Annotated in this window: 26 protein-coding genes and 1 riboswitch; of the genes, 17 read left to right on the forward strand and 9 right to left on the reverse strand. The window is 63.1% G+C overall.

All coding sequences use genetic code 11. The features are described from left to right. Window positions 1-204 precede the first annotated feature (204 nt). Both ABI796_RS16860 and ABI796_RS16865 read left to right on the forward strand, forming a co-directional pair. Entirely contained in the window at window positions 205-1,539 is a 1,335-nt protein-coding gene (locus tag ABI796_RS16860) for an FAD-binding oxidoreductase (RefSeq protein WP_141280745.1), read from the forward strand. 130 nt (window positions 1,540-1,669) lie between these two features. Then, window positions 1,670-2,539, forward strand: coding sequence for a DUF4031 domain-containing protein (locus ABI796_RS16865; RefSeq protein ID WP_141280743.1), 870 nt, complete (start codon window positions 1,670-1,672; stop codon window positions 2,537-2,539). A 99-nt stretch (window positions 2,540-2,638) separates the two neighbouring features. On the opposite strand, the gene ABI796_RS16870 is transcribed toward ABI796_RS16865, so the two are convergent. The 3 genes from ABI796_RS16870 to ABI796_RS16880 form a co-directional block, all read right to left on the reverse strand. Then, entirely contained in the window at window positions 2,639-3,040 is a 402-nt protein-coding gene (locus ABI796_RS16870; RefSeq protein ID WP_141280741.1) for a YccF domain-containing protein, read from the reverse strand. Window positions 3,041-3,151: 111 nt separating this feature from the next. Then, entirely contained in the window at window positions 3,152-3,604 is a 453-nt protein-coding gene (locus ABI796_RS16875; RefSeq protein ID WP_141280739.1) for an SRPBCC domain-containing protein, read from the reverse strand. Window positions 3,605-3,671: 67 nt separating this feature from the next. Beyond that, window positions 3,672-4,268 carry a phosphoribosylanthranilate isomerase gene (locus ABI796_RS16880; RefSeq protein ID WP_141280737.1) on the reverse strand — a complete coding sequence of 199 codons (597 nt, stop codon included), beginning with the start codon at window positions 4,266-4,268 and terminating at the stop codon, window positions 3,672-3,674. A 97-nt stretch (window positions 4,269-4,365) separates the two neighbouring features. Between ABI796_RS16880 and ABI796_RS16885 the strand changes: the two genes are divergently transcribed. The 5 genes from ABI796_RS16885 to ABI796_RS16905 all read left to right on the forward strand — a co-directional run bounded on the left by ABI796_RS16885 (window position 4,366) and on the right by ABI796_RS16905 (window position 7,747). After that, on the forward strand, window positions 4,366-5,013 hold the full coding sequence (locus ABI796_RS16885; protein ID WP_141280735.1) for a HutD family protein: 648 nt from the start codon (window positions 4,366-4,368) through the stop codon (window positions 5,011-5,013). A gap of 57 nt (window positions 5,014-5,070) precedes the next feature. Beyond that, window positions 5,071-5,136, forward strand: a riboswitch (guanidine-III (ykkC-III) riboswitch). Between the two features lie 9 nt (window positions 5,137-5,145). Continuing rightward, complete coding sequence (locus ABI796_RS16890) at window positions 5,146-5,460, forward strand: multidrug efflux SMR transporter (RefSeq protein ID WP_141280733.1); 315 nt, start codon at window positions 5,146-5,148, stop codon at window positions 5,458-5,460. A 2-nt stretch (window positions 5,461-5,462) separates the two neighbouring features. Continuing rightward, window positions 5,463-5,846 carry a multidrug efflux SMR transporter gene (locus ABI796_RS16895; protein WP_141280731.1) on the forward strand — a complete coding sequence of 128 codons (384 nt, stop codon included), beginning with the start codon at window positions 5,463-5,465 and terminating at the stop codon, window positions 5,844-5,846. Window positions 5,847-6,087: 241 nt separating this feature from the next. Then, window positions 6,088-7,092 carry an aldo/keto reductase gene (locus ABI796_RS16900; RefSeq protein ID WP_141280729.1) on the forward strand — a complete coding sequence of 335 codons (1,005 nt, stop codon included), beginning with the start codon at window positions 6,088-6,090 and terminating at the stop codon, window positions 7,090-7,092. Between the two features lie 4 nt (window positions 7,093-7,096). Continuing rightward, complete coding sequence (locus ABI796_RS16905) at window positions 7,097-7,747, forward strand: MBL fold metallo-hydrolase (RefSeq protein ID WP_141280727.1); 651 nt, start codon at window positions 7,097-7,099, stop codon at window positions 7,745-7,747. 141 nt (window positions 7,748-7,888) lie between these two features. Here ABI796_RS16905 and ABI796_RS16910 read toward each other — a convergent pair whose 3' ends face one another. Next, window positions 7,889-9,610: a DEAD/DEAH box helicase gene (locus tag ABI796_RS16910; RefSeq protein WP_174754452.1), complete on the reverse strand. Its 1,722-nt coding sequence runs from the start codon at window positions 9,608-9,610 to the stop codon at window positions 7,889-7,891. Window positions 9,611-10,034: 424 nt separating this feature from the next. Beyond that, on the reverse strand, window positions 10,035-11,453 hold the full coding sequence (locus ABI796_RS16915) for an MFS transporter (RefSeq protein ID WP_141280723.1): 1,419 nt from the start codon (window positions 11,451-11,453) through the stop codon (window positions 10,035-10,037). Between ABI796_RS16915 and soxR the strand changes: the two genes are divergently transcribed. Next, window positions 11,452-11,976: a redox-sensitive transcriptional activator SoxR gene (soxR, locus tag ABI796_RS16920; RefSeq protein WP_141280721.1), complete on the forward strand. Its 525-nt coding sequence runs from the start codon at window positions 11,452-11,454 to the stop codon at window positions 11,974-11,976. The genes ABI796_RS16915 and soxR overlap by 2 nt on opposite strands. 45 nt (window positions 11,977-12,021) lie before the next feature. Beyond that, complete coding sequence (locus ABI796_RS16925; protein WP_373091806.1) at window positions 12,022-12,735, forward strand: cyclopropane-fatty-acyl-phospholipid synthase family protein; 714 nt, start codon at window positions 12,022-12,024, stop codon at window positions 12,733-12,735. Here ABI796_RS16925 and ABI796_RS16930 read toward each other — a convergent pair. Continuing rightward, complete coding sequence (locus tag ABI796_RS16930) at window positions 12,732-13,766, reverse strand: Lrp/AsnC family transcriptional regulator (RefSeq protein WP_141280717.1); 1,035 nt, start codon at window positions 13,764-13,766, stop codon at window positions 12,732-12,734. The two genes, ABI796_RS16925 and ABI796_RS16930, sit on opposite strands and share 4 nt — an antisense overlap. Before the next feature lie 142 nt (window positions 13,767-13,908). Between ABI796_RS16930 and ABI796_RS16935 the strand changes: the two genes are divergently transcribed. Next, entirely contained in the window at window positions 13,909-15,126 is a 1,218-nt protein-coding gene (locus ABI796_RS16935; RefSeq protein WP_141280715.1) for a M20 family metallopeptidase, read from the forward strand. Window positions 15,127-15,157: 31 nt separating this feature from the next. Continuing rightward, complete coding sequence (locus ABI796_RS16940) at window positions 15,158-16,450, forward strand: MFS transporter (RefSeq protein ID WP_141280713.1); 1,293 nt, start codon at window positions 15,158-15,160, stop codon at window positions 16,448-16,450. A gap of 72 nt (window positions 16,451-16,522) precedes the next feature. Here ABI796_RS16940 and ABI796_RS16945 read toward each other — a convergent pair whose 3' ends face one another. Then, window positions 16,523-17,800 carry a CynX/NimT family MFS transporter gene (locus tag ABI796_RS16945; RefSeq protein WP_141280711.1) on the reverse strand — a complete coding sequence of 426 codons (1,278 nt, stop codon included), beginning with the start codon at window positions 17,798-17,800 and terminating at the stop codon, window positions 16,523-16,525. 295 nt (window positions 17,801-18,095) lie between these two features. On the opposite strand from ABI796_RS16945, the gene ABI796_RS16950 reads away from it, so the two are divergent. From ABI796_RS16950 to ABI796_RS16965, 4 genes are read left to right on the forward strand one after another with little or no spacing between them, the layout of a single operon-like run. Beyond that, complete coding sequence (locus ABI796_RS16950) at window positions 18,096-18,377, forward strand: hypothetical protein (protein ID WP_246095637.1); 282 nt, start codon at window positions 18,096-18,098, stop codon at window positions 18,375-18,377. Between the two features lie 44 nt (window positions 18,378-18,421). Next, on the forward strand, window positions 18,422-19,327 hold the full coding sequence (gene trmB / locus ABI796_RS16955; protein ID WP_141280707.1) for a tRNA (guanosine(46)-N7)-methyltransferase TrmB: 906 nt from the start codon (window positions 18,422-18,424) through the stop codon (window positions 19,325-19,327). Window positions 19,328-19,348: 21 nt separating this feature from the next. Further along, on the forward strand, window positions 19,349-19,741 hold the full coding sequence (locus tag ABI796_RS16960) for a hypothetical protein (RefSeq protein ID WP_141280705.1): 393 nt from the start codon (window positions 19,349-19,351) through the stop codon (window positions 19,739-19,741). Next, window positions 19,742-20,236, forward strand: a complete 495-nt coding sequence (locus ABI796_RS16965) for a type II toxin-antitoxin system RatA family toxin (RefSeq protein ID WP_141280704.1) — start codon at window positions 19,742-19,744, stop codon at window positions 20,234-20,236. A 20-nt stretch (window positions 20,237-20,256) separates the two neighbouring features. Here the strand turns inward: ABI796_RS16965 and ABI796_RS16970 are convergent, their stop codons facing one another. Together ABI796_RS16970 and ABI796_RS16975 are read right to left on the reverse strand one after the other, a co-directional pair. After that, window positions 20,257-20,931 carry an anti-sigma factor gene (locus tag ABI796_RS16970; protein WP_141280702.1) on the reverse strand — a complete coding sequence of 225 codons (675 nt, stop codon included), beginning with the start codon at window positions 20,929-20,931 and terminating at the stop codon, window positions 20,257-20,259. Then, window positions 20,928-21,425, reverse strand: a complete 498-nt coding sequence (locus tag ABI796_RS16975) for a sigma-70 family RNA polymerase sigma factor (RefSeq protein ID WP_141280700.1) — start codon at window positions 21,423-21,425, stop codon at window positions 20,928-20,930. Before ABI796_RS16975 ends, ABI796_RS16970 begins: the two co-directional genes overlap by 4 nt. A gap of 179 nt (window positions 21,426-21,604) precedes the next feature. Here ABI796_RS16975 and ABI796_RS16980 point away from each other — a divergent pair, with 179 nt between their 5' ends. Both ABI796_RS16980 and ABI796_RS16985 read left to right on the forward strand, forming a co-directional pair. Then, window positions 21,605-22,195: a DUF5655 domain-containing protein gene (locus ABI796_RS16980; RefSeq protein ID WP_246095636.1), complete on the forward strand. Its 591-nt coding sequence runs from the start codon at window positions 21,605-21,607 to the stop codon at window positions 22,193-22,195. 29 nt (window positions 22,196-22,224) lie between these two features. Beyond that, the gene (locus ABI796_RS16985) at window positions 22,225-22,428 is read left to right on the forward strand and encodes a hypothetical protein (protein WP_141280698.1); all 204 of its coding nucleotides are present in this window, start codon (window positions 22,225-22,227) and stop codon (window positions 22,426-22,428) included. The last annotated feature ends 14 nt before the right edge of the window (window positions 22,429-22,442 follow it).

The following is a 22,442-nucleotide window of genomic DNA, read 5'->3' on the forward strand; positions in this document are numbered from 1 at the left end:
TGTTTACGTCCGCACCCTTTACCGCCGTGTGCACCCCTTTGGCGTCACTCGTGCACCCCGTGCCGCACGACGCACCCGTAAACTCTGGTGCGCCTGGCGGAAAGTGGTGCGCCGCCGTCGTCGTTCGCCGTTATGCTCTAGCCCCAAGGGACCCGCAGCCGTACCCTGTTCATGGGGAGAGTCTTAGGCGCGGAGGAGCGTCCCATGGAATGGATTCGACCGGACAGTCCCAGCTATGACGACGCCCGGAAACTCTTCAACGCAATGATTGATCGCCGGCCCGCCGTCATTGCCAAATGCTCTGATCCTGGCGAAGTAGCCGAGGCACTGCACTATGCGCACAACCACAATCTGGACGTCGCGGTTCGCTCGGGCGGGCACTCGGTGGCGGGGATGTCCACCAATGAGGGCGGCCTGGTGGTGGACGTCCGTCCCATGAAGTCCATCAGCATAGACCGCGGGATGAAGACTGCCACGGCGGGTGCCGGACTCACTTGGGGTGAGTTCGATCGCGCAACACAGCAATATGGGCTGGCGGTCACTGGCGGACGCGCATCCACTACGGGAGTCTCGGGGTTTACCTTGGGTGGGGGCTCAGGATGGCTGGAACGGGCTTACGGATTCGCCTGCGACAACCTCCTTTCGGTGGACCTGGTCACGGCATCCGGGGATCGGGTGACCGCCAGCCCGGGCGAGAATCCGGAGCTGTTCTGGGCTCTTCACGGAGGAGGCGGGAACTTCGGCGTCGCAACATCGCTGACGTTCAAACTGCACGATCTTGGGCCTTCCGTCATGGCCGGACTCATGCTTTTCCCCGGCGAGGACGCCGCCGGCTTGTCCCGGGCCTACCGGCAGATCGCGTTTGACGCTCCCGACGCCGTAGGTACAGCCCTCGTGTACCTCACCGCTCCCTCGGAAGAGTTCGTTCCGGAAGAGATGGTGGGCAAACTCGCCGTGGGGATGGCCTACATCTACGCCGGCGACGTAGAGTCCGGCGCGGAGCACGCCACGCCGTTCAAGGATCTGGGCCCCTCCGTGGATCTGGTCTCACCCATGGCCTATGCGGACTTCCAGTGCATGATTGATGATCCCCCGGACCTCTATAACTACTGGAGCGCCGACTACCACAACGATCTTTCCGATGATGCCCTGGATCTGCTGGTTGACTCAGCGCAGCGCCTTCCAGGACCGCACTCGCAGCAGTTGGTGGCACGCTGGGGCGGAGCAGTTTCCGGGCCGGCCGCTGCAAACACACCCCTTCAGCACCGGGGAGCCTCGTGGGTCAGCCACCCGTTCGGCCTGGCCGAAACTCCGGAAGGCGGCCAGGAGGCAAAAGCCTGGGTCAAACAATTCCGGCAGGACATCGCCCCGCACACCACGGGAGGCGTATGGCTGAACTTCATCGGCGACGAAGGGCAGGACCGGATCATGGCAGCTTATGGAGAACAGAACTACCGGAGGCTGTCCCTGGTGAAACGCGAATTTGATCCGGACAACGTCTTCCGCGGTAACCAGAACATCCTGCCGGCGCAGCACTGAGTTTCCTGCACTCCTTCCCAGTTGCCGTGATCAGCGCGGGCAGTGAAGCCTGTACTTCCGGGACGGCAGCACGGCGGTAGACGTCCCGATGGCCGGCAACTGGGAAGGATCACATGGGTACACTTTGGCAATGGCCATCTACCTCGATCCGCCCTTGTGGCCAGCGCATGGAACAGTGTTTTCGCATCTGGTTTCGGACTCGTCGTTGGATGAGCTGCACGCATTCGCGGCCGCCGCCGGAGTTCCCGGGCGGGCCTTCGACGGCGACCACTACGACGTCCCAGAACGCCGCTACAACGACCTCGTTTCTGCGGGTGCCATCCCAGTGGAGGCCCGCATCCTGGTCCGCAAGCTCATTGCCAGCGGACTACGTATCCCGGCTCGTGAACGGAGCAAGGCCTTGACAGTACCGTTGATGGAACGTTGGAACAGCACCTACCCAGGGCATGAGGAGCTGGGCCTTGAGTTGCTGGAACGCTGGGGCGAGGAACGCCGGAAGTATCACAGCAGGACACATCTCCTGGCCGTCCTCGAAGCCTTGGATGTGCTGGCGGAACCGGAACAACCCGCCAGAACAGTTGTGCTTGCCGCCTGGTTTCACGATGCCGTCTACGAAGGGGTCGCCGGGAAGGACGAAGAAGAATCCGCACGCCTTGCCGAAGAACGTCTCACGGCCGCTGGTTTGGCTCCGCACGAGGTGGCCGAGGTGGCCCGGCTTGTCCGGCTCACGGCCACGCACAGCCCAAAGACAGGTGACTACGCCGGGGCGCTCCTTTGCGATGCCGATCTCTCCGTGCTCGGCGGTGACCCCCAGTCCTATGCCAGGTACCTTGCCGCCGTCCGCGAAGACTACGCCCACGTCAGCGACGAGGACTTCGCGAACGGCCGCGCCGCCGTCGTACGTCAGCTCCTCAGGCTGGACCCGCTGTTCCACGGCGAACGCGCCAAAGCACTCTGGTTAACGGCTGCGCGACGGAACCTCACCGGCGAACTCGGGTGAGCAGTTCCCCCAAGCCTTCCCCGCTTAGACGACGAGCTGCAGGGTAGACGGCAGGAATCGTCTACCCTGCAGCGAACCGTCTAAATGGGGTGCGGCGGTCTAGCGGTAGGTGCTCACGAACGGCTGGCTGGTGGGCACAATCTGCTTGCCCAAGGGCATCAGCGAGACGGGGATCAGCTTCAGGTTGGCGATGGCCAGCGGGATTCCAATGATGGTGATGGCCATGGCAACCGCCGTGACCACGTGACCGATCGCAATCCAGATGCCCGCAACCAGCAGCCAGATCACGTTGCCCAGGGTAGCGAAGACCCCGGCACCGCCCGGCTTCTCAACCACCATCTGGCCGAAGGGCCACAGGCAGTAAGCCCCGATCCGGAAGGACGCGATGCCCCACGGGATGGTCACAATGAGCACGCAGCAAATGATGCCTGCCGCGAAGTAGCCCAAAGCCAGCCAGAACCCACCGAAGACAAGCCAGATGATGTTAAGGAGCGTTTTCATAGTCCTCATTCTGCCCTGCCGGACCGGCAAAAAGGCTAGGGGTCTGCCCTGAATCTTCCCTGACTTCCAGCTTTACGCACCAGAGCGGGATTACACGCAACGGGCCACGGCTTAGCCAGCCAGGACGCCGTCCAGCTTGTCGAACGAGGTACCCCACCCGTCGCGGGTCATCTCTACCCACTCCTCGGACGCAAACGGCCCCTGCGTGAGAGTCATCCGGGTGCGTCCGTTGAGGTCTTCAAATTCGAGGTGCATTTCCTCGAACTCGTGGTCAGCGTCCGGGGCAGCTTTGGCTTGGGCCACCAAAAGAGCAGGGCTGTCCAGTTCCTTGATGGTGGCTTCAATGGGAGCCGACTGTTCGCCGTTCTCATCCGACCACACCATAACTACTTGCCACACGCCGCCAACGCGGGGTTCAACAATGATCTGATCCCGGGGAGCTTCAACCTCCACGGGCCCGAACCACTGGGTGAGTTTGTCCGGCTCCATCCATGCCTCAAAAACCTTCTCGCGGGGAGCATCGAATTCGCGGCTCATGGTCAGGGTGTGCTGTTCGGTGCTCATTGCTATTACTCCCGGGGTGTCGGTAATGCTCGATGTCCAAGTAGTGATGCGTTGATGATAAATGACGTCAGGCTTTAGCGGCCTCGACGAACGCGCGGATCTTGGCCAGGTCCTTCACACCGCGGGATGCCTCCACACCGGAAGACACGTCCACTCCCCAAGCCCCGGCTGCTGCTGCGGCGAAAGCTACGTTCCCGGTTTCGAGACCGCCGGCCAGGAGCCATTGCCGGCCGTCGAGGTCCTTTGCGCGCACTGAGGCGTAGTCCCAGGACTCCCCTGAACCGGGAACAGCAGCATCGATCAGGAACATGTCTTCGCCCAGATCAGCGAACTCGTCCTGCGAGGCACCCATGGTGACGGCCCGGATGAGCCGCATCCCGGCGTCGTGCACTGTTGTGACGTCCTCAGCCGTCCGGTGACCGTGCAATTGCACCCATTCCAGGCCCGCGGCACGTGCCGTAGCCACGGCGTCGGCTGCGTCCTCGTGCCGGAAAACACCCACAGCGTGAACACCCTCGGGCACCAGCGGCAGCAGGATGCGCACCTGATCGGGGCTGACTTCGCGGGGGCTGGCAGTGAGTACAAAGCCAACCGCGTCCGCGCCGGCGTCCGTCGCTTCACGCACGGATTCGGGCGTGCTCAAGCCACATACTTTGACGAACATTCCCGCGCCTCCAGCTGAACTCGCAACGTTTTCCACATATGACGTTAGCAAGCCGCCAAGCCAACGCAGAAGCCGTGTCCACCACTAGGCTGGTCGAATGGAGATTATCCGCTTTGCCGAGATCCGTCCCGAACCGTGGCGCAACGGAGGCGGGGTGACGCGCGAACTCGCCAGCCACCCGAAGGCCGCCTCAGCACAGGATGGTGCCTGGGATTGGAGAGTCAGCATTGCGGACGTTTCCAAAGCCGGGGAGTTTTCCGCGTTTCCGGGCATGGAGCGTGTCATCACCATCATCGAGGGCGAGCTGCTCCTCCTCACCGTTGACGGTGCCGAGCACCCGCTGGAGAAGTACCGTCCGTTCCGTTTCTCCGGTGAAGCTGCTTCGTCGGCAACCCTGCCCACCGGCGACATCCGGGATCTGAACGTCATCGCGCGCACCGGTGCTTTCAAGGGCTACACCTCCATTGTGGAGATCTCCAAGAAACGCGCGCACCCGGTCTTCGAAGGCCAGTTGGCCGTGCTGCTTGAGGGTAAGGCCACGGTGGCGCCCGGGGCCGCTGTTGACGGGCAGGCTTCCGTGGAAGAAGAGTCCGACGGCGGCAACCCGGCACCCAGCGTCGGCGAGCCTGTGGAGCTGTCCCGTTACGACGCCGTGGTTGGCTCGGATACCCGCAGTCCGGAGATCTCAGGCCGGGGCTTCATAGCCGTGATCTCCATAGATCATGTGGAACCGCAGCACGCCTGAGCTGGTGACGTTAACCACCAGAAGTGGCCACCCCGAGCAGGAGTTGCTAGCCTGAAATGAAGGTTCCGCTCTGGAACCTCCGGACGACGGTTCAGTACCCGGCACGCGACAAGACTGGCCAAAGGAAATGTCATGTCGTGGTTAATTCTCATTTTCTCCGGAGCACTTGAAGCTGTGTGGGCTGCAGCTCTCCACCGCTCCAAGGGTTTCCGCAAACCAGTACCCACCATTGTGTTCCTGGTATCGGTCATCGCCAGCATGGCTGGACTGGCCATTGCGATGCAATCCATTCCCACCGGCACGGCTTACGCCGTGTGGGTTGGCGTAGGCGTGGTTCTCACAGCCACCTACGCCATGGTTACCAAAGTTGAACCCGCGACGACGGCCAGGCTGCTCCTTCTGGCGGGCATTGGCGCGTGCGTAGTTGGCCTGAAGGTGGTGGCATAGCCATGAGTGAGAATACTTCCAACAGCCGGAAGGCCGGCAACGGAATCTTCTGGATCATCCTCCTGGCTTCGGCACTGCTCGAAGCCGTCTGGGCTACGGCCTTGGGCCTGTCCAACGGATTTACCCAGCTCCTGCCCACCGTGGTTTTCGCAATTACCGCCGTGCTGAGCATGCTCGGACTGGGTATCGCGGTGAAACGAATCCCCCTCGGCACTGCCTACGCGGTGTGGGTGGGCATCGGCGCTGCACTGACCGTTGGCTGGGCCATGGTCACGGGAGTGGAATCCGCCAGTCCGCTGAAGCTGCTCTTCATCGCGGGAATCGTGGGATGTGCTGCCGGTTTGAAGGCCCTGCCCGCTGGGAAGCCTGTAGCCAAGGCCGAGTAGCAGGCATTCCCCCGCGGCCCTTCCCGCGTATGCCCCTGTGGCTGCGCGCCCGCTGGGGCATGCCCTCCATTTCGATGGTTCCCTGCGAGACATGCCGTGCGCCCGGCACTTCTGGCAGGGAACCCTCGAAATGGACAGCAAGGCGGGCTAGGCAGGGCCGGGCAAGGACAAGCGCAGGAATACCCGTGCAGACCTCCGGGTTCACCCTTCAAGAGCACCCAAACGCGCATTGGAGAAGTTCATGACTGCAGTTCAGCTCGGCGACGGCCTCAACGTCAGCCCCCTCGGTTTTGGCGGAATGGCCCTGACCCCGGTTTATGGGGGAATCGATCCCGAGGAAGGTCTGCAAACCCTCAGGCATGCCGTGGATGCAGGCATCACGTTCATCGACACTGCGGATGTGTACGGCGCAGGCAGCAACGAGGAACTCGTGGGCAGGCTCCTCAAGGAACGCCGCGACGACATCCAGGTGGCCACAAAGTTTGGAATTGAGGGCAACCCCGCGGACGGGTACACGGGAGTCCGCGGGGATGCGCCCTACATCAGGCAGGCGGTGGAAGCGAGCCTCCGCCGCCTGGACACTGATGTGATTGACCTCTACTACATGCACCGCCGTGACCTCCGCGTTCCGATAGTGGAAACCGTGGAGGCAATGGCAGAGCTGGTCCGAGAGGGCAAGGTCCGGCACCTCGGTTTGTCTGAAGTGACAGCCGAGGAGCTCAGGCAGGCCAACGCCGTCCATCCCATTGCCGCGATCCAGAGTGAATGGTCAATCTGGAGCAGGGATGTTGAGCTCAACGTTGTTCCTGCAGCCAAGGAACTTGGCGTAGGGTTTGTGCCTTATTCGCCGCTGGGCCGTGGCTTCCTTACGGGAACGGTCAGCGCGAACGATCTCGGCGAAAATGACTTCCGCCATAAGATCCCCCGGTTTGGTGACGAGGCACTTGATGCGAACCAGGCCGTGGTGGCCGCAATTCGCGAGGTAGCCAGTGAGCTGGATGCAACTCCGGCCCAGGTAGCCCTGGCTTGGCTGTTTACCCAAGGTCAGCGCCTCGGGATTTCTGTGGTCCCTATCCCCGGCACGCGCAAACCGCACCGGATCGACGAGAACCTGGGGGCACTGTCCCTGCAACTGGGGACAGCACAACTTGAGATGCTTGACCAAGCCGCTGCCGCCGTCGTGGGTTCACGATCCTCCGACCCCAACTGGGTCTCCGAGGGCCGTGAAGCCGGCAACGTAGGCTGAACGAATGGACTCGCTCATTCATTCACTCCGTGACATCACCATCCGCAGTATCTCGGTCAGCGAGATGAACAACAACGTGTACCTGTTGACTTCGAAGTCAACAGGCGCACAGTTGTTGATCGACGCCGCCGACGACCTCCCGGCCATTCAGCAACTTCTGGACGACGCCGCCGCAGATACTGCCGCAGCGCCGAAACTGGCAAGGATCGCCACCACCCACCAGCACTGGGACCACGTCCGTGCTCTGGCTGAACTGGTGGAAGTCACCGGAGCGAGCACCTCAGCGGGAGCGGACGACGCCGATGCGTTGCCCGTTCCAGTGGATGTCCGGCTTGGTCACGGCGACGTAGAGCGTCTCGATGGCTTCGAGGTTACGGCGGTCCACCTGCGCGGACACACCCCTGGCTCGATCGCATTTGTGTACCAGGATCCTGACGGGCCAGCCCACATTTTCAGTGGAGACTCGTTGTTTCCGGGTGGCGTCGGCAACACACAGAACGATCCTTCACGTTTCACTTCTCTGTTGAACGACGTGCAGGAGCGGCTGTTCGACGCTTATCCGGATGAAACCCTGGTGCACCCGGGCCATGGACTGCCCACAACCCTCGGCGCCGAGCGGCCACACCTTGAAGAGTGGCGCGCCCGAGGCTGGTGACTTGCGGGGCCTGCTCTGCGTCCTAAACCCAAGGAATAGCGCGCAGAGCGGGCCTCACAACGGTGCGGCCTGGAGTTGCGGGGCCTGCTCTGCGTCCCAAACCCAAGGAATAGCGCGCAGAACGGGCCTCACAACGCGAGGTTAGCGGCCGCGACGCTCGTTCGAAGCCGGAGCCGATGCACGACGCGGGCCGCTGCGTGCCGGACGACCTGCGCCCGAGCCACCGCGACCGGAGTTGCCGGAAGCACCTGAACCGTAGGATCCGCCGGACGTTGCACCCGTTGCGGAAGACCAAACAGCCTTGTTTCCGCCGGTACGGGTGCTCGTGGTTGATGCCGTGCGAGGAGCCGAAGCTGAGCGCTGGCCGGTAGCCGGACGTCCGCTGCGGCCGTTCTGGCCCTGCGAGCCGGGAACGTCATTGCGGTGAGTAGCGCCGGACTTGCCGCGACCGCGGGGGCTGCGGGCGACGTCGTCGTTCATTGCTGCACGGCGATCGGCACGGTTGGTGTCCGTACGAACCGGCTCAGCCCCAACCTTGCCGCGACCGTTGCGACCACCACGGCCACCAGCGGTGGGAGCAGCCTGCGTGGAACGGCGTGCGCGCTTGCGCTGGGCGTTGGCGCCGGTGGACGTGCCGCCACCCTGCTGGGTTTTCGCGGCGAGGAGGGCCGCACGGGTGCGGGGATCCACCTTGTCAGCGATGTCGCCCACCAGTTTGGAGACCAGAGGTGAGTTGGCCGTCACGCGCTCGAAGCTAACGTCAACGCCGGCAGCCTTCATGAGCTTCTTGACGTCGGTCTGCTGCTCGGGGAGCGTCAGCGTTACCACGGTGCCATCGGAACCGGCGCGGGCTGTACGGCCTGAGCGGTGCAGGTATGCCTTGTGCTCTGTGGGCGGGTCCACGTGGATGACGAGTTCGACGTCGTCAACGTGCACGCCGCGGGCCGCGACGTCGGTGGCCACCAGGACGCGGACGTCGCCGTTGGAGAACTCGGCAAGGTTGCGGTCGCGGGCGTTCTGCGACAGGTTGCCGTGAAGATCGACGGCGGGGATGCCGGCGTCCGTGAGGGTCTTGGCAAGCTTGCGGGCGTGGTGCTTGGTCCGCATGAAGAGGACGCGGCGGCCGGCGCCGGAGGCCAGTTCAACAATGAGCTGCTTCTTGACGGTCTGATCGTTGACCACCAGGACGTGGTGTTCCATGGTGGTGACAGCGGCCTGGGGATCGTCCACGGAGTGCGTCAGCGGGTTGGAAAGGTAACGGTTGACCAGCTTGTCAACACCGTTGTCCAACGTGGCGGAGAAGAGCAGGCGCTGACCCTGGGTGGGGGTCATGTCCATGAGCTTCTTGACTACCGGGAGGAAGCCGAGGTCAGCCATGTGGTCTGCCTCGTCCAGCACGGTGACCTCAACGGCTTCGAGGGTCAGGATCCGCTGGCGGATCAGGTCTTCGAGGCGGCCCGGGCAGGCGATGACGATGTCGACGCCGGCGCGCAGCGCCTTTTCCTGGCGTGCCTGGGAGATGCCGCCGTAGATGACCGTGGTGTTCAGGCCCATGGCCTTGGCCAGCGGCTCGATGGTTGCGTTGATCTGGGTTGCCAGTTCACGCGTCGGCGCAAGGACCAGGCCCATGGGGCGGCCGGGCTTGCGGAAGTGCTTTGCTTCGCGCTCGGCCAAGCGGGCCACGAGCGGGATGGCGAAAGCGATGGTCTTACCGGAACCGGTGCGGCCACGGCCCAGGACGTCGCGGCCTGCGAGCGTATCCGGGAGGGTCTTGACCTGAATGGGGAATGCCTCTTCGATGCCATCTGCGGCGAGGGATTCAGCAATGGGCTTGGGCGTGCCAAGGGCAGCAAAAGTAGTCATAAACTTCATGTCTTTCGGGCGGTGTCCACGTGCGGACATCGGCCCCCGACGCCGGTTGGGCCAGGGGTTCGCCGAGGAAAAGTCAGGTGGTCTACCGATTCGCTTCAACAGCGGTGGCCGGGACCAAATAGAACGCGTTCATCGACGCAGGATGTGCCTCTCACATGAAAAATGCCCCGTCGCGCAGCCTGTCAGGCCACCTGCTTCAGGGCGTCACCGCACATCAAGTGTTCCTAGCTTAGCAGTGTTTCTGTTGCGGGCCTGCATCGGGGCTGCTCAGACCCTCGTTGCGGGGCCCGCTTTGCGCGGCTCACGCCTCTTGAAACACGCAGAGCAGGCCCCACAACTCACCCCCCTCGCGTTGCGGGGCCCGCTTGGCGTGGCTCACGCCTCGCGAAACACGCAGAACAGGCCCCACAACGGGTCAGGAGTGGTGGGTGAGTTCGGGTTGCGCATCCGGGGCGCCCATTCCCGCGCCCGGAGAAGCTGCGCGCGCGGCCACTCGGGGCGCAATGACAACCCCGACGACGGCGATGATCGCGGTCAGCGCGAAGACCGCAGCGAAGGGGCTGGCAGTGAAGGCTGCAAAAACGAGTCCCGTAGCGGCCAGAGACAACGCCCCGCCGAGGGAGTCGGAGATGGACATGGCCGCGCTGTTGAAGCCTTGGTTTTCCTCGGTGGACAGCGCCAGCGTCATCACGGAGAGCCGCGGGTACATCAGCCCCATGCCACCACCAGCGAGGATCCACCCGGCAATGGCCACGGCCGCGGGCAGACTCAACGCCGCTGTCACCAGGGTGGAGATCACCGCTATCAGGACCATAATGGCGCCGATTTTCACAGCGAGATCGTCCGCCAGCCGGGCACCGAGCCGCCCCTGAATGGCCGACGCCCCGGCCCAGGCCAGCGCGGCACCAGTCAGTGTCAGCCCGGCGAAGGTGGGCGTGAACGCGTAGCGCTCGGTCAGCAGGTACGGAAGGTACACCTCGGCCCCGAAGAACGCCGCCGACGCCAATCCCCGCACCAGGATCACGCTGGGCAGCCCGCGCCGGGCGGTGAGGGTTCCCCGCGGAACCAGCGGCTTCACCGCGATCAGGGCAATGACAAGCGCGACGACGGCGATCACCCCGCCGAAACCCGGCACCTCTGCGGACAGGTTCAGTCCGAGGACAGCGACGGCGGCGAGCGCTGCCCATCCCATGCGTCCGAAGGCCCACGGAACAGGCTCAGCTGGGACGGGCTCGGCAGCGGGCTCGGAGTCCATGCCGCGTACGGCCGGGACCACCATCAGCAGTGCCGGAACAACCAGTCCCACAACGCCGAGGAACACCCAGTGCCAGCTGCTGAGCTGGGCTACTACACCTGCGGCGAACGGTCCAACGAGGGATGGAACCACCCAGGAGGCTGCGAATGCGGCGAAGATTTTGGGGTGCAACGCCGGCGGGTAGACGCGGGCCACCAGCACGTAGAGGGCAACGGTCATGGCACCTCCGCCGAGTCCTTGGACCAGCCGTCCCAGCACCAGCATTTCCATGGTTCCGGCCGTACCGGCGATGAGCAGGCCAAGAACGAACAACGCAACCGAGGAGTACAGGGGTGCCGCAGGACCGCGACGATCTGACCAGTTACCCGCAGCCACCATGCCCATGACTCCCGTAGCCAGCGGGCCGGCGAAGGCCAGTGCGTAGAGGCTGGCTCCGTCGAGGTCGCGGCTGACGAGCGGCATGATGGTGGTCACCGCGAGGGACTCGAACGCGCTCAGGAAAACGAGTGCGCACGCTCCCACGGTGGCCAGCAGGTATGGGCGGCGCAGTATCCCTGCCGTTGAGGTGTCAGAGGTCATGGACGCCAGCCTAGAACCTCAACTAATGTTGAGGTCAATCCGCACACAGACCACCGAAAGCAGCACCATGCCGCCAGTCGAAACGCACCGGCCCCTCACCATTGGCGAGCTGTCTGAACGGAGTGGAGTATCGGCGTCGGCCCTTCATTTTTACGAACGCAACGGGCTGATCGAAGCGGAGCGCACAGCCGGCAACCAGCGCCGGTACAGGCGGGACACGCTACGGCGGGTGGCCTTCATCAAGACCTCCCAGCGGGTGGGTTTGCCGCTGAAGGACATCCGCGAGGCATTGGATTCCCTGCCCGATGGCCGCACCCCCACCAAGCGTGACTGGGCCACGTTGTCGTTGCGGTGGCGCAAGGAGCTGGATGAACGCATCGCCGCGCTGCAGCATCTGCGGAACGACCTCGATGGGTGCATCGGCTGCGGCTGCTTGAGCCTGAAATCCTGCACGCTGCAGAACCCATCGGACGAGCTCGGCGCGTCCGGCGCCGGCGCGCAACGGTGGACTTTGCCGGAATAGCAACAGGCATTGCCTTTGGACGCGGCGCCACGGCACGCTTGGTTTATGACTGAACACGCGCACGACGCCGCCACTCACCAGCACGGTCAACACACCCATGAAGGGGCTCAGCAGAGCGGATTGAACCTCCACGAGGATGCGGCCAACGCTGTGGACATGTGGGATGGGATGTACCGTGAACGCACCAAAATTTGGAGTGGCAACCCGAATCCGCAGCTCGTTGCCGAGGTCACTGGCCTGAAGCCGGGAAAGGCACTGGACCTGGGCTGCGGGGAAGGCGGCGATGCCATCTGGTTAGCCCAGCAGGGCTGGACCGTCACCGCCATGGACGTGTCCGCCGTCGCGCTTGAGCGGGCAGCTGCCCATGCAGCGGAAACCGGGCAGGCGGAACGGATCACGTGGCAGCAACAGGACCTCACCGAATGGGATCCCGAGCCGGTCTTCGATCTGGTCTCCGCCCAGTTCCTTCACTCCCCGCTCCTTCCGTGGCGTGATTCGGTGGCTTCGGCCGCTGCGGCCGTGGCACCCGGCGGAACATTGCTGGTGGTGGGACATCACCCGCATGGCCTCCCCTCGTGGAGCCACCACCACGATTCCGGCATGTTCTTCACTCCTGAACAATTGGCGGGTGCTCTGCGGCTGGATCGTGAGCCGTGGTTTGTCAACGTCCTCACTGACCGCGCACGGACCGTCACTGGCCCGAACGGCGAGTCCGGCACCACCCTGGACACGGTCCTGAGGGCGAGGAAGCACGCCTAAACACCCTGGGGCAACAGCTCCCCGTACGGCGCCACAACTGTCCCTGTGGCGGTGGAGTTCGGATTCAGCATCCATCCCACCCGTTTTGCCGTGTTCAGCATGACCACGCTTTCCACCAGTTCGATGCCCGGGATCCGCTGTTGAATGGTGAGCTCCATTTCCATGACGTCGGCCAGCGAGCGCAGCCACATGATCATGGTGAAGTTGGTCCGGCCTGTGGTGGATGCGGCGAAACGGACATTGCGGATGGCGCGCATTTCCGTGGCTGCGGCTTGGTGCTCTCCTGCGGGAACGTTGGCGAACCATTGGACGGTGATGGGGAAGCCGGAGAATTGTTGGGCAACTTCGCAGCGGAAGGACAGCATGCGGCTGTTCAGGACCCTGCCCAGTTGACGTTGGACGGTGGCGGGGTTTCTGCCCAAGGCCCGGGCGATTTCCGCTGCCGTGGCGCGGCCGTCCCTGGCCAGGAACGGGATGAGCGCCAAGTGGTTTTCGGGGAGCGGGAGTACCGGGGCGTCGTGGGCTGATTGTGTTGATTCGGCTCCGGCGAACGCCCTGATCGCTTGCTGTTCGGCTTTGCTGAGGACGTTGAGCCGCCAGGCGTAACCGCTGGTGTGGATCCGCGTGCAGAGGGACGTGTGGTACTTGGTGAGCCCCCTGATTTCCTTGAGTTTGGGCAATACTTCGGTGCTGAACTGTCCCAGGTCCCGGGTGATGACGGTCAGCGTGAGGTCACGGTTGCTGGCCGCTTCTTCAACGGTGATGACCTCCGGGAGCTGGGCCACTGCGGAGGTGACGTCCGGTCTGAGGTGCATTTCGCAATCGATGTCCACCATGGCCAGGCACATGTCTTTGGGGTCGCCCATGAGGTGGGCGGTGGTCCATGCGGCGCCGGCTCCTTTGAGGCGTTCCCATCGGGAGGCCAGTGTGGTGGCGTGAACGCCCAGGACGTCGCCGGCGTCGGACCAGCTGATCCGGGGTGAGATCTGCAGGGTGTTGACCAGACGGAGATCTTCCTCGCTGAGTTCCATAGCTACAGTCTGTCAGATTGATGCATGATTGCTGCTTGCAAATAGACATTCATGCATATTTCCAGTTGTTTCTGAGCTTGTGAAGCACGTCACCTCAGAATGGCATTAGCAACCAGTCGCCTCGGAAAGACCAGGAGAACTCATGACTATCGCCGCTGATGCCAAGGAACTTCAGGAGGACATCGTCCGCCTGCGCCACGATCTTCACCGCGAACCGGAAATCGGCCTGCAGCTCCCCCGCACGCAGGAAAAAGTGCTCAAGGCGCTGGACGGTCTGCCCTACGAGATCACGCTCGGCAAGGAAACGACGTCGGTCACAGCAGTCCTGCGCGGCGGTGCGGCTCATTCAACAGCTGAGAAGCCTGTGGTGTTGCTGCGCGCAGACATGGACGGACTTCCGGTGCAGGAAACCACAGGCGTGGACTACACCTCCCGTGTGGACGGGGCGATGCATGCCTGCGGCCATGACCTCCACACCGCCATGCTGGCCGGCGCCGCCACGTTGCTGGCGGAGCGTAAGGACCAGTTGGCAGGGGACGTCATCCTCATGTTCCAGCCCGGCGAGGAAGGCTTCGACGGCGCGAGCTACATGATCAAGGAAGGCGTCCTGGATGCAGCGGGCCGCCGCGCGGACACTGCCTACGGAATGCACGTGTTCTCCGCGCTGGAACCCCACGGCCAGTTCGTCACCAAACCGGGCGTCATGCTCAGTTCCTCAGCCGGCCTGGTTGTCACAGTACTGGGCGCAGGCGGCCACGGCTCAGCCCCGCACTCCGCCAAAGACCCCGTCACGGCCGCTGCCGAGATGGTCACTGCACTTCAGGTGATGGTCACGCGTCAGTTCAACGTGTTCGATCCCGTGGTCCTCACCGTCGGCGTCCTGCACGCGGGCACCAAGCGGAACGTCATTCCTGAGACCGCACGGATCGAAGCCACCATCAGGACCTTCTCAGAGGAGTCGCGGCGGAAGATGATGGAAGCAGTACCCAGGCTGCTCCACGGCATCGCCGCAGCCCATGGTTTGGAGGCGGATGTGCACTACCAGGAGGAGTACCCCCTCACCATCAACAACGAGGATGAGACCACCACCGCGGAGAAGGTCATCGCCGGAATGTTCGGCGAATCCAGGCACAGCCGGATGGCCACTCCCCTGGGCGGCTCCGAGGACTTCTCCCGCGTCCTGGCTGAAGTCCCCGGCACTTTTGTGGGGCTCAGTGCTGTTGCCCCCGGTGCCGACCATACGACGTCGCCGTTCAACCACTCGCCGTACGCAATGTTCGACGACGGCGTCCTCACCGACGGCGCGGCGCTGTACGCCGAACTCGCCGTATCCCGTATAGCCACCCTCGCCGGCAACTAACTCCCAGCCCCTCCCCATCTTGGAGAATGACATGACCACCACAGTAGGAACGTCCAGCGACGTCAAAGTCCACAAGTCGCACGTGCGTACGCTGGTTGGCACCGGCATCGGCAACGCCGTTGAATGGTACGACTGGGCGATCTACGCAACTTTTTCGCCGTTCATCGCGAGCGCGTTGTTCAGCAGCGCCGACCCCACGTCCGCCATGCTGTCCACCTTGGCGATCTTCGCCGTCGGGTTCGTTGCCCGTCCGTTCGGTGGGTTCGTATTCGGTTGGATCGGCGACAGGGTGGGGCGCAAGACGTCCATGACCGTAGCTGTGGCATTGGGCGCGGTGGGCAGCCTGCTGATTGGCATTGCCCCCACGTTTGAGTCCGTAGGCGTTTTCGCATCGGTAATGCTGCTGATTGCCCGGCTCATCCAGGGCCTTGCCCACGGTGGTGAGCTGCCGTCGTCGCAAACCTATTTGTCCGAGATGGCACCCAAGGAACACCGCGGGTTCTGGGCGACCCTCATCTACACCTCCGGAACGGCCGGGATCCTGGCGGGCACCCTGCTGGGCGCCATCCTTTCCGCGACCCTCAGCAAGGACGACATGAGCAGCTGGGGTTGGCGCATCCCGTTCCTCATTGGTGGCGCACTGGGTGTCTACGCACTGTTCATGCGGGCCAAGATGAAGGAAACCGAGGCGTTCGAGGCCGAGACGCCCAACGAGAAACGCCTGCCGATCCTGCCCCAGATCATCAAGTACCGCAAGCAGGCCCTGCAGGTTATTGGACTCACGGTTGGCCTGACGGTTGTTTACTACATCTGGGGTGTTGTGGCCCCCAGCTACGCCGCGACCTCACTGAAAATGGACCGCGGTGAGGCACTCTGGGCAGGCGTGGTGGCCAACGTGGTGTTCATTGCCGCCCTGCCGTTCTGGGGAAAACTGTCAGACCGCATCGGCCGCAAGCCGGTGATCATCGCTTCAGCCGCAGGCGCCGCACTCCTGCACTTCCCCATGACGTGGCTGCTCAAGGACTCACCATGGCAGCTGGCAGTGTCCATGTCCGTGATGCTGTTCTTCATCGCAGGCAGTGCAGCAATTGTTCCGGCCGTATACGCCGAGCTGTTCCCCACGCATATCCGTACCATCGGCGTCGGTGTTCCGTACTCCCTTTGCGTCGCTGCCTTCGGTGGCACTGCTCCTTACCTGCAGACGTGGCTCGGCAGCATCGGGCAGGCGCAACTGTTCAACGTCTACGCAGTGATCCTGCTGCTGGTGGGCATCGTCTTCGCCTTCACCATCCCGGAGACCAAGGGCAAGGACCTGACCGTCTAGGCTCTCTTTCGTTGCGAGGCCCGCTCTGCGCTCTTCCCTGGGGTTTTGGGACGCAGAGTGGGCCTCACAACGTTAAACGAAGCGGTCCCGGCCTGCCCGGTATCCGAAGAATGCGGCCAAGGATCCGACCACCAGGAACAGGATTCCAGCCGCCGCGAATCCGCCCGTGGCCTGATGAAGTTGCCCCACCATCAGTGTGCCCAGCGAACCTACCCCGTAGCCGACGCCCTGCATCATTCCGGACAGGTGCGCGGCAGTGTGGGCGTCTCGCGTGCGGACCATGATCATGGTGAGAGCCACGGCAGTGAGGGACCCCTGCCCCAGCCCGTTGAGCCCGGTCCAGACCCAGATGAGTTCCGTGGGGCCAAAAATGGTGAGCGCAAAACCGCCCCCGGTCATCAGCGCCACCACCATGTTGATGATCCGCTGGTCCTTGAAGCGCGTGGCCAAGGCAGGGGCAAAGAGGGAGCCCAGCATCTGCAACACGATCGACACCGAAACGATCAGCCCGGCCGTTCCGCCGTCGATCCCCCGGTCACGCAGGATGGGCGCCATCCATGCGAACACGCTGAACGACATCATGGCCTGCAGCACCATGAACATGGTCACCTGCCACGCCACTGAAGACCGCCACACGTTCACACCGCCGTGAACCGCTTGATGTTTCACGGCTGGCTGGCGGATTGCCAACGGCAGGAACAGCAAAAGTACGACGCCGGCAGGAACCGCCCAGAACCACAGCGCCGAGGTCCAGTGGCCGGTTGCCGTAAAGACCGGATAGGTAAAGCCCGCGCCGAGAGCAGCAGACGCACAGATCGCCGTGGTGTAAAGACCACCCATGAGGCCCAAACGGTGCGGAAAATCCCGTTTGACGACGCCCGGGAGAAGGACGTTGCACAGCGCAATTGCGGCACCACACGCAGCTGTTCCGGCCAGCAGTGCGGGCAGGTGACCCATTCCCGGGACCTCAAAGGGCCGCAGGAGCAAGCCCGCCGTGAGGACTGCCATGGCCCCGAGGAGCACACGCTCAGCGCCGAATCTGCGTGCCAGGATGGGGGCGAGTGGTGCGAAGACCCCAAGCAGTGTCACAGGCACGGTTGTCAGGACCACCAGCGACCAGCCCGGCAGAGCGGCGTCGGACGTTATTTCCGGGAGCACCGCGGAGAAGCTGGAGAAGACTGTGCGCAGGTTCAGTCCGATCAAAACCAGACAGATGCCGAGGTACACGAGACCCCTCTTGCCGCGGAGTTGTGTGGGGTCCGGTGCGGGCTCTTCGTCAATCTCAGCGTCCACTGCTATTGCTGGGAGGACTGACTTCTCTGGGTAGCCGGGGGTCTTGGAGGAGGTCACACGTCCTATTCTGTCAGTGCGGCGTGATCAGTGCCCGCTCGGCTGGATATGACCAGTGAGCGTTATATGGCGAGGGGTACATGACCAGCTGCCTTCGCAGAGTTATCCACATAGGAACGGTTTACCCTGCCTCTGCAGCATCGCGATCCATAGCGTTGAAGGCATGGACAAGACCCTGGACCCTTCACCACATTCCACTGCTTCCGAGCTTCCTCTGCCGGCTTGTCAGAAGTCGGACCCAGGAAATTCGCGCCCGCCGGGGTTGAAGGTAAGCATTTGGAGTTTGGCACTGGCCATGGGGGTGCCCATTGTCTTCATGATGGTCTACCCCGTGGGGATGTTCTTCATGTTCGGCGCTGAGTCACCCCCGTACGCAATTGCTGCGCAAACCATTCTCCTGGTCCCCACCGGAGCTTGCTGGCTCGGGGCGGCGGTCTGTGGCCTGACCTGTCTCAGGCTGGCCAAAGACCGCGACGCCGATGGGCAGCGGACCATCGCGTGGATGTTTGGGATCTTCGGGCTTTGTATTGCAGGACTCGAAGGGCTGGTGTTGCTCTTGATGGTGCTTCGCAACTGAACCCCGGCCTAACTACCCCTCCCAACCCAAGTATTCTGGAAGTGATGAGTGAAACCCCAGATTCCCCGCGCCCCGTCACGCCCGGCAGCCAAGCCTCCTTCGGCACCTACGGCGGCCGACCGGTCAGTTTCGTGCGCCGCGGCACCCGTTTGCAGGGACGCCGGCAGGCAGCCTGGGAAGAGCACGCCGAGCGCTGGGCCATTCAAGTCCCGCGCCATGTTGCCAACACCTCCGTCCACCCTGACTACACTTTCGACGCCGAGGCAGTCTTTGGGCGCAAGGCACCCTTGATCGTGGAAATCGGCTCCGGCCTGGGAGATGCTGTGGTTCACGCCGCGGAGCAAAACCCGGACAAGGACTTCCTCGCAGTAGAGGTCTACACCCCGGGCCTGGCCAACACCATCATCAAGATCAACAGCCGCGGTCTGACCAACGTGCGCGTAGTGGAAGCCAACGCCCCCGAGGTCCTGGAGTCCATGCTCCCGGAGGGCTCGGTCAGTGAACTTTGGGTGTTCTTCCCGGACCCATGGCACAAGGCGCGCCACCACAAGCGCCGCCTCATCCAGCCTGCCTTCGCTTCGGTAGCTGCAAAGGCACTCCGAAAGGGCGGCTACTGGCGCATCGCCACCGACTGGTCCAACTACGCAGTGCACGTCCGCGAAGTGCTCGCAGGATCCACTGAGTTCGAGAACATGCACGAAGGCGAGCGCAGCGGCGAGGAGAGCCCGCTGACGCAAGTGTGGCAGTCCGGCGTCGAGTCCGTCGTTGGCGGGGCACCCGTCAGGGAAGGCCGCGCCCCCGTGAGTACCGAGCACACCGGGCCGAACCAGGGCGTGGATGAGGAAGGCGGCTGGGCTCCGCGGTTCGATGGCAGGATCCGGACAAGCTTTGAAAATAAAGCGCATGAGGCCGGGCGCATGATCTTCGATCTCACGTATCGCAAGCTTTAGCCAACGGACTTTGGGGGAATTATGAGCTATCAGCCACCGATCGGGCATTATCAACCGCCGCAACGTCTGGGCAATCCCGGGCTGGGTGCCGGTATCACGAGCATCATCGCAGCCGTGCTCGCTCCCATCGCCGCGGTGGTCAGCATTCCTTTGGGCATCGCCGCCGTGGCATCCGCCATGAGCCGTTACAACGAGGGCAATGACTCGTGGTGGTTTGGTGCGCTGATCCTGGCGGGGATTTCGGTGGTGCTGGCGATCGTTGCTGTGGTGAGTGGGTTGATCGCCGTCTTCCGGGCCGGACGCATGAACGCCGGGCGCATTACGGGGATCATCGGTTTAGCCATCATGGCGGTCAACATCTTTGGCATTGTCTTCATGGTGTTCCTGGTGCTCGGCTCAGGTCAGGGGTTCTAAATGCCACAGGTACGTGCCGAACGATTCATCCGGCTGGATCCGGAGACCGCCTTCGCTCTCTCCCAGACCACCGGGGCGTTCCGGCTGAAATGGGACCCATTCATTTCCGCCCAGGCCTTTCTGGACGGAGCCACTGCGGCTGGCAAAGGCGTCAGGACGCGAACGGTCTCCCGCATGGGCCTGAAAATGGTGAGCGAATACGTTTCCTACATGCCTCCCAGGAATGTGGGCATGACCATGGTTTCAGGGCCGTGGTTCTTTGAGACCTTCGGAGGTGGTTGGAGGTTCACACCGGACAACGGAGGCACGCGGGCAGTCTGGAAGTACACCTTTTCCTGCCGTCCGGCCCTGCTGAAACCCGTGGCCGAAAGGATTGGAAGCTGGGTGCTCGGCCGGGAGATTGAACGCCGGATTGAGGCGTTTGCTCGGGCTTGCGAGGATCCTGCACTCGTGGCAGAACTCCGCTCGCAAGGCGAAAGCGTTCCCGGCACTTGAGTCACAGAGCACTAAGCAATCTACGGCACCGAAATTGAGGCCACAGTCTTTTGGGTTTCATCGCGAAGTTCAACACCAGCGATGCCAGCCAACTGCACCGGTGTGGCGCCCGTGATCTTGATCCGGCCGCTGGCTGTGGCCGTCCATCCGCACGTGCGCTCTTCTGCCCCGTCCCGGCCCTTCACCCAAAGGTAAAGCGTCCCTTCGAGCGGCATGGAGCGTCCCTCCACCTCCAGCTCCGTGCCCCAGTTTTTCTTCACCATGCCCACGGTCAGTTCCAGCCCGTCTCCTGATTGGACCGAGTAGCTGGCATCAGGTTTGGGAGGTTGATTCAGCAGCGGCCCTGCGAGGAAACCAACAGCAAGGCAGGCAGCGGCAACGGTGCCCACCAAAGCTGCCCACCGGCGTCGTGATTTCCGTCGGCGGACGGACAAGTCCACCAGGACCTTTTCGGGTAGCAGTTCCGGTTTCGGATCCAAGGGAGAGAGCGGGTTCGCGCTTCCGGCGACGGCGAGCGCTACTGCGTCAGCGGCGGGGACAGAGTCGAGCAAAGCCGGGAGGCTCTCAAGTTGCTCCAACTCGTGGCGACAATCAGCACAGGTGGCGAGGTGGTCTTCAAACGTGCGCACTTCCTGGAGCTCCAGCCCACCCAGCAGGTAGGCGCCCAGCAACTGGTGGACGGAGTTGCCGTTCATCGTTCCACCTCCATTTCATCGAGGATTGTTCGGAGGGCTTTCACCGCGTAGAAAGCCCGGGATTTCACGGTTCCGGCAGGGATGTTCAGCTGGAGTGCCGCCTCACTGACGGTAAACCTTTGATAGTGAAGGGCCACCAGAACCTGACGGTGCTCGCGACTAAGCCGGAGCAAGGCCTCTTCCATAAGCACCCGGTTCAGAAGTTCATCAACTCGCTCGGTTGCGGGGTGGTCCGGGAGGTCCTGCTCGCCTGATTCGGAGGGCCGGCGTTGGGATTTCCTGTAGTTGTCGATGATGACGTTGCGAGCCGTCCGGAACAGGTAGCTCCGCAGGCTCCCCGTGATCTGCGGGGCGTGCTGCCACACCTTGAGGATGGTTTCCTGAACGACGTCGTCAGCCTGATGAGCATCGGAGGTGCAGCTGAGAACAAAGCGCTTCAGAGCTGTGCCGTGGTCGCGGTAAATCGCTGCCACCACGTCTTCGTCCAACGGCATAGTCACCTCCTTCTTCTGCCTCTCGCTTATACGACGACGCACGCATCGAAAAGGTTCAGCCCTCCAGTCGCCAAAAACGCGCCAAGCCTGCGAATAAGCATCCTGGCACAGTCAAAGTCTGTGCGCTGCAGCGTCGTCGCCCGCAAACCCTGGTGCAAGGCCCGGGCTAGGATCGGGAGATGAGCGAGACTTCTCATGCTAAGGCGGCCAAGACCTGGCAAACCATGGTGGACAGCAATCAGGCGTTGCTTCTGCGCAAGACCGGGAGGGACGTTCACTGGTGGGCAGCAGAGGGCCGAGCCAGAGGCCTGAAGAACGACGCCGAACTCCGGGACTGGATGCGCGAGGACCACGGCGTCACCGGCTACGCACAGTACGCGGTCTCGTGGGAGATGTTCGGCTATCCCGGGTTCATGCTCCGGGATGCCGACGAACTAATCGACGGACAATACGTCAACCACCCGCAGCTGCGTCCCATAGCCGACGCACTGCTGGCCTGGTCCGCCGAAACTGAAGGCGTGGAGATTCAAATGCGAAAAGGCTACGTATCGCTCCACAGCCCTCGTCGGAAGTTCGCCCAAGTCACCCGGGCCAACAACACCACCGTTGATGTGGTCCTCCGCCTGGATGCTCCAGCCGAAGGCAGACTTGAAGCAGTGAAGGTCCGTGAGGGAGACTTCTTCGACCGCCGCGTGCGGCTGAGATCAATGGACGACGTCGACGACGAGCTGCTCGGGTACCTCGCCAAGGCGCTGGATCAGAACAGCTAGACTGCAAGCCACTCATTGGGGGAGAGAACATGGCAGAGAAAACAACAACCAAGAACCCGCCGAACCTGGGGTTCCTCGCGCTGCAAGAAGTTGCGTGGGCTTTGGGCCTGACGGCCATGGTCATCAATGCAACAAGCCGCGGTGTGGACTGGATCTGGATTGGCCTTCTTGCCGGTTGGCAAGTGTCCATCATTTGGGGCTTCGTGAAGCTCCGCCGCGCCAAAACGGCCTAGCCGAGCCCGCCGGG

It is taken from the genome of Paenarthrobacter aurescens (genome assembly GCF_041549525.1).
GTDB lineage: Bacteria > Actinomycetota > Actinomycetes > Actinomycetales > Micrococcaceae > Arthrobacter > Arthrobacter aurescens.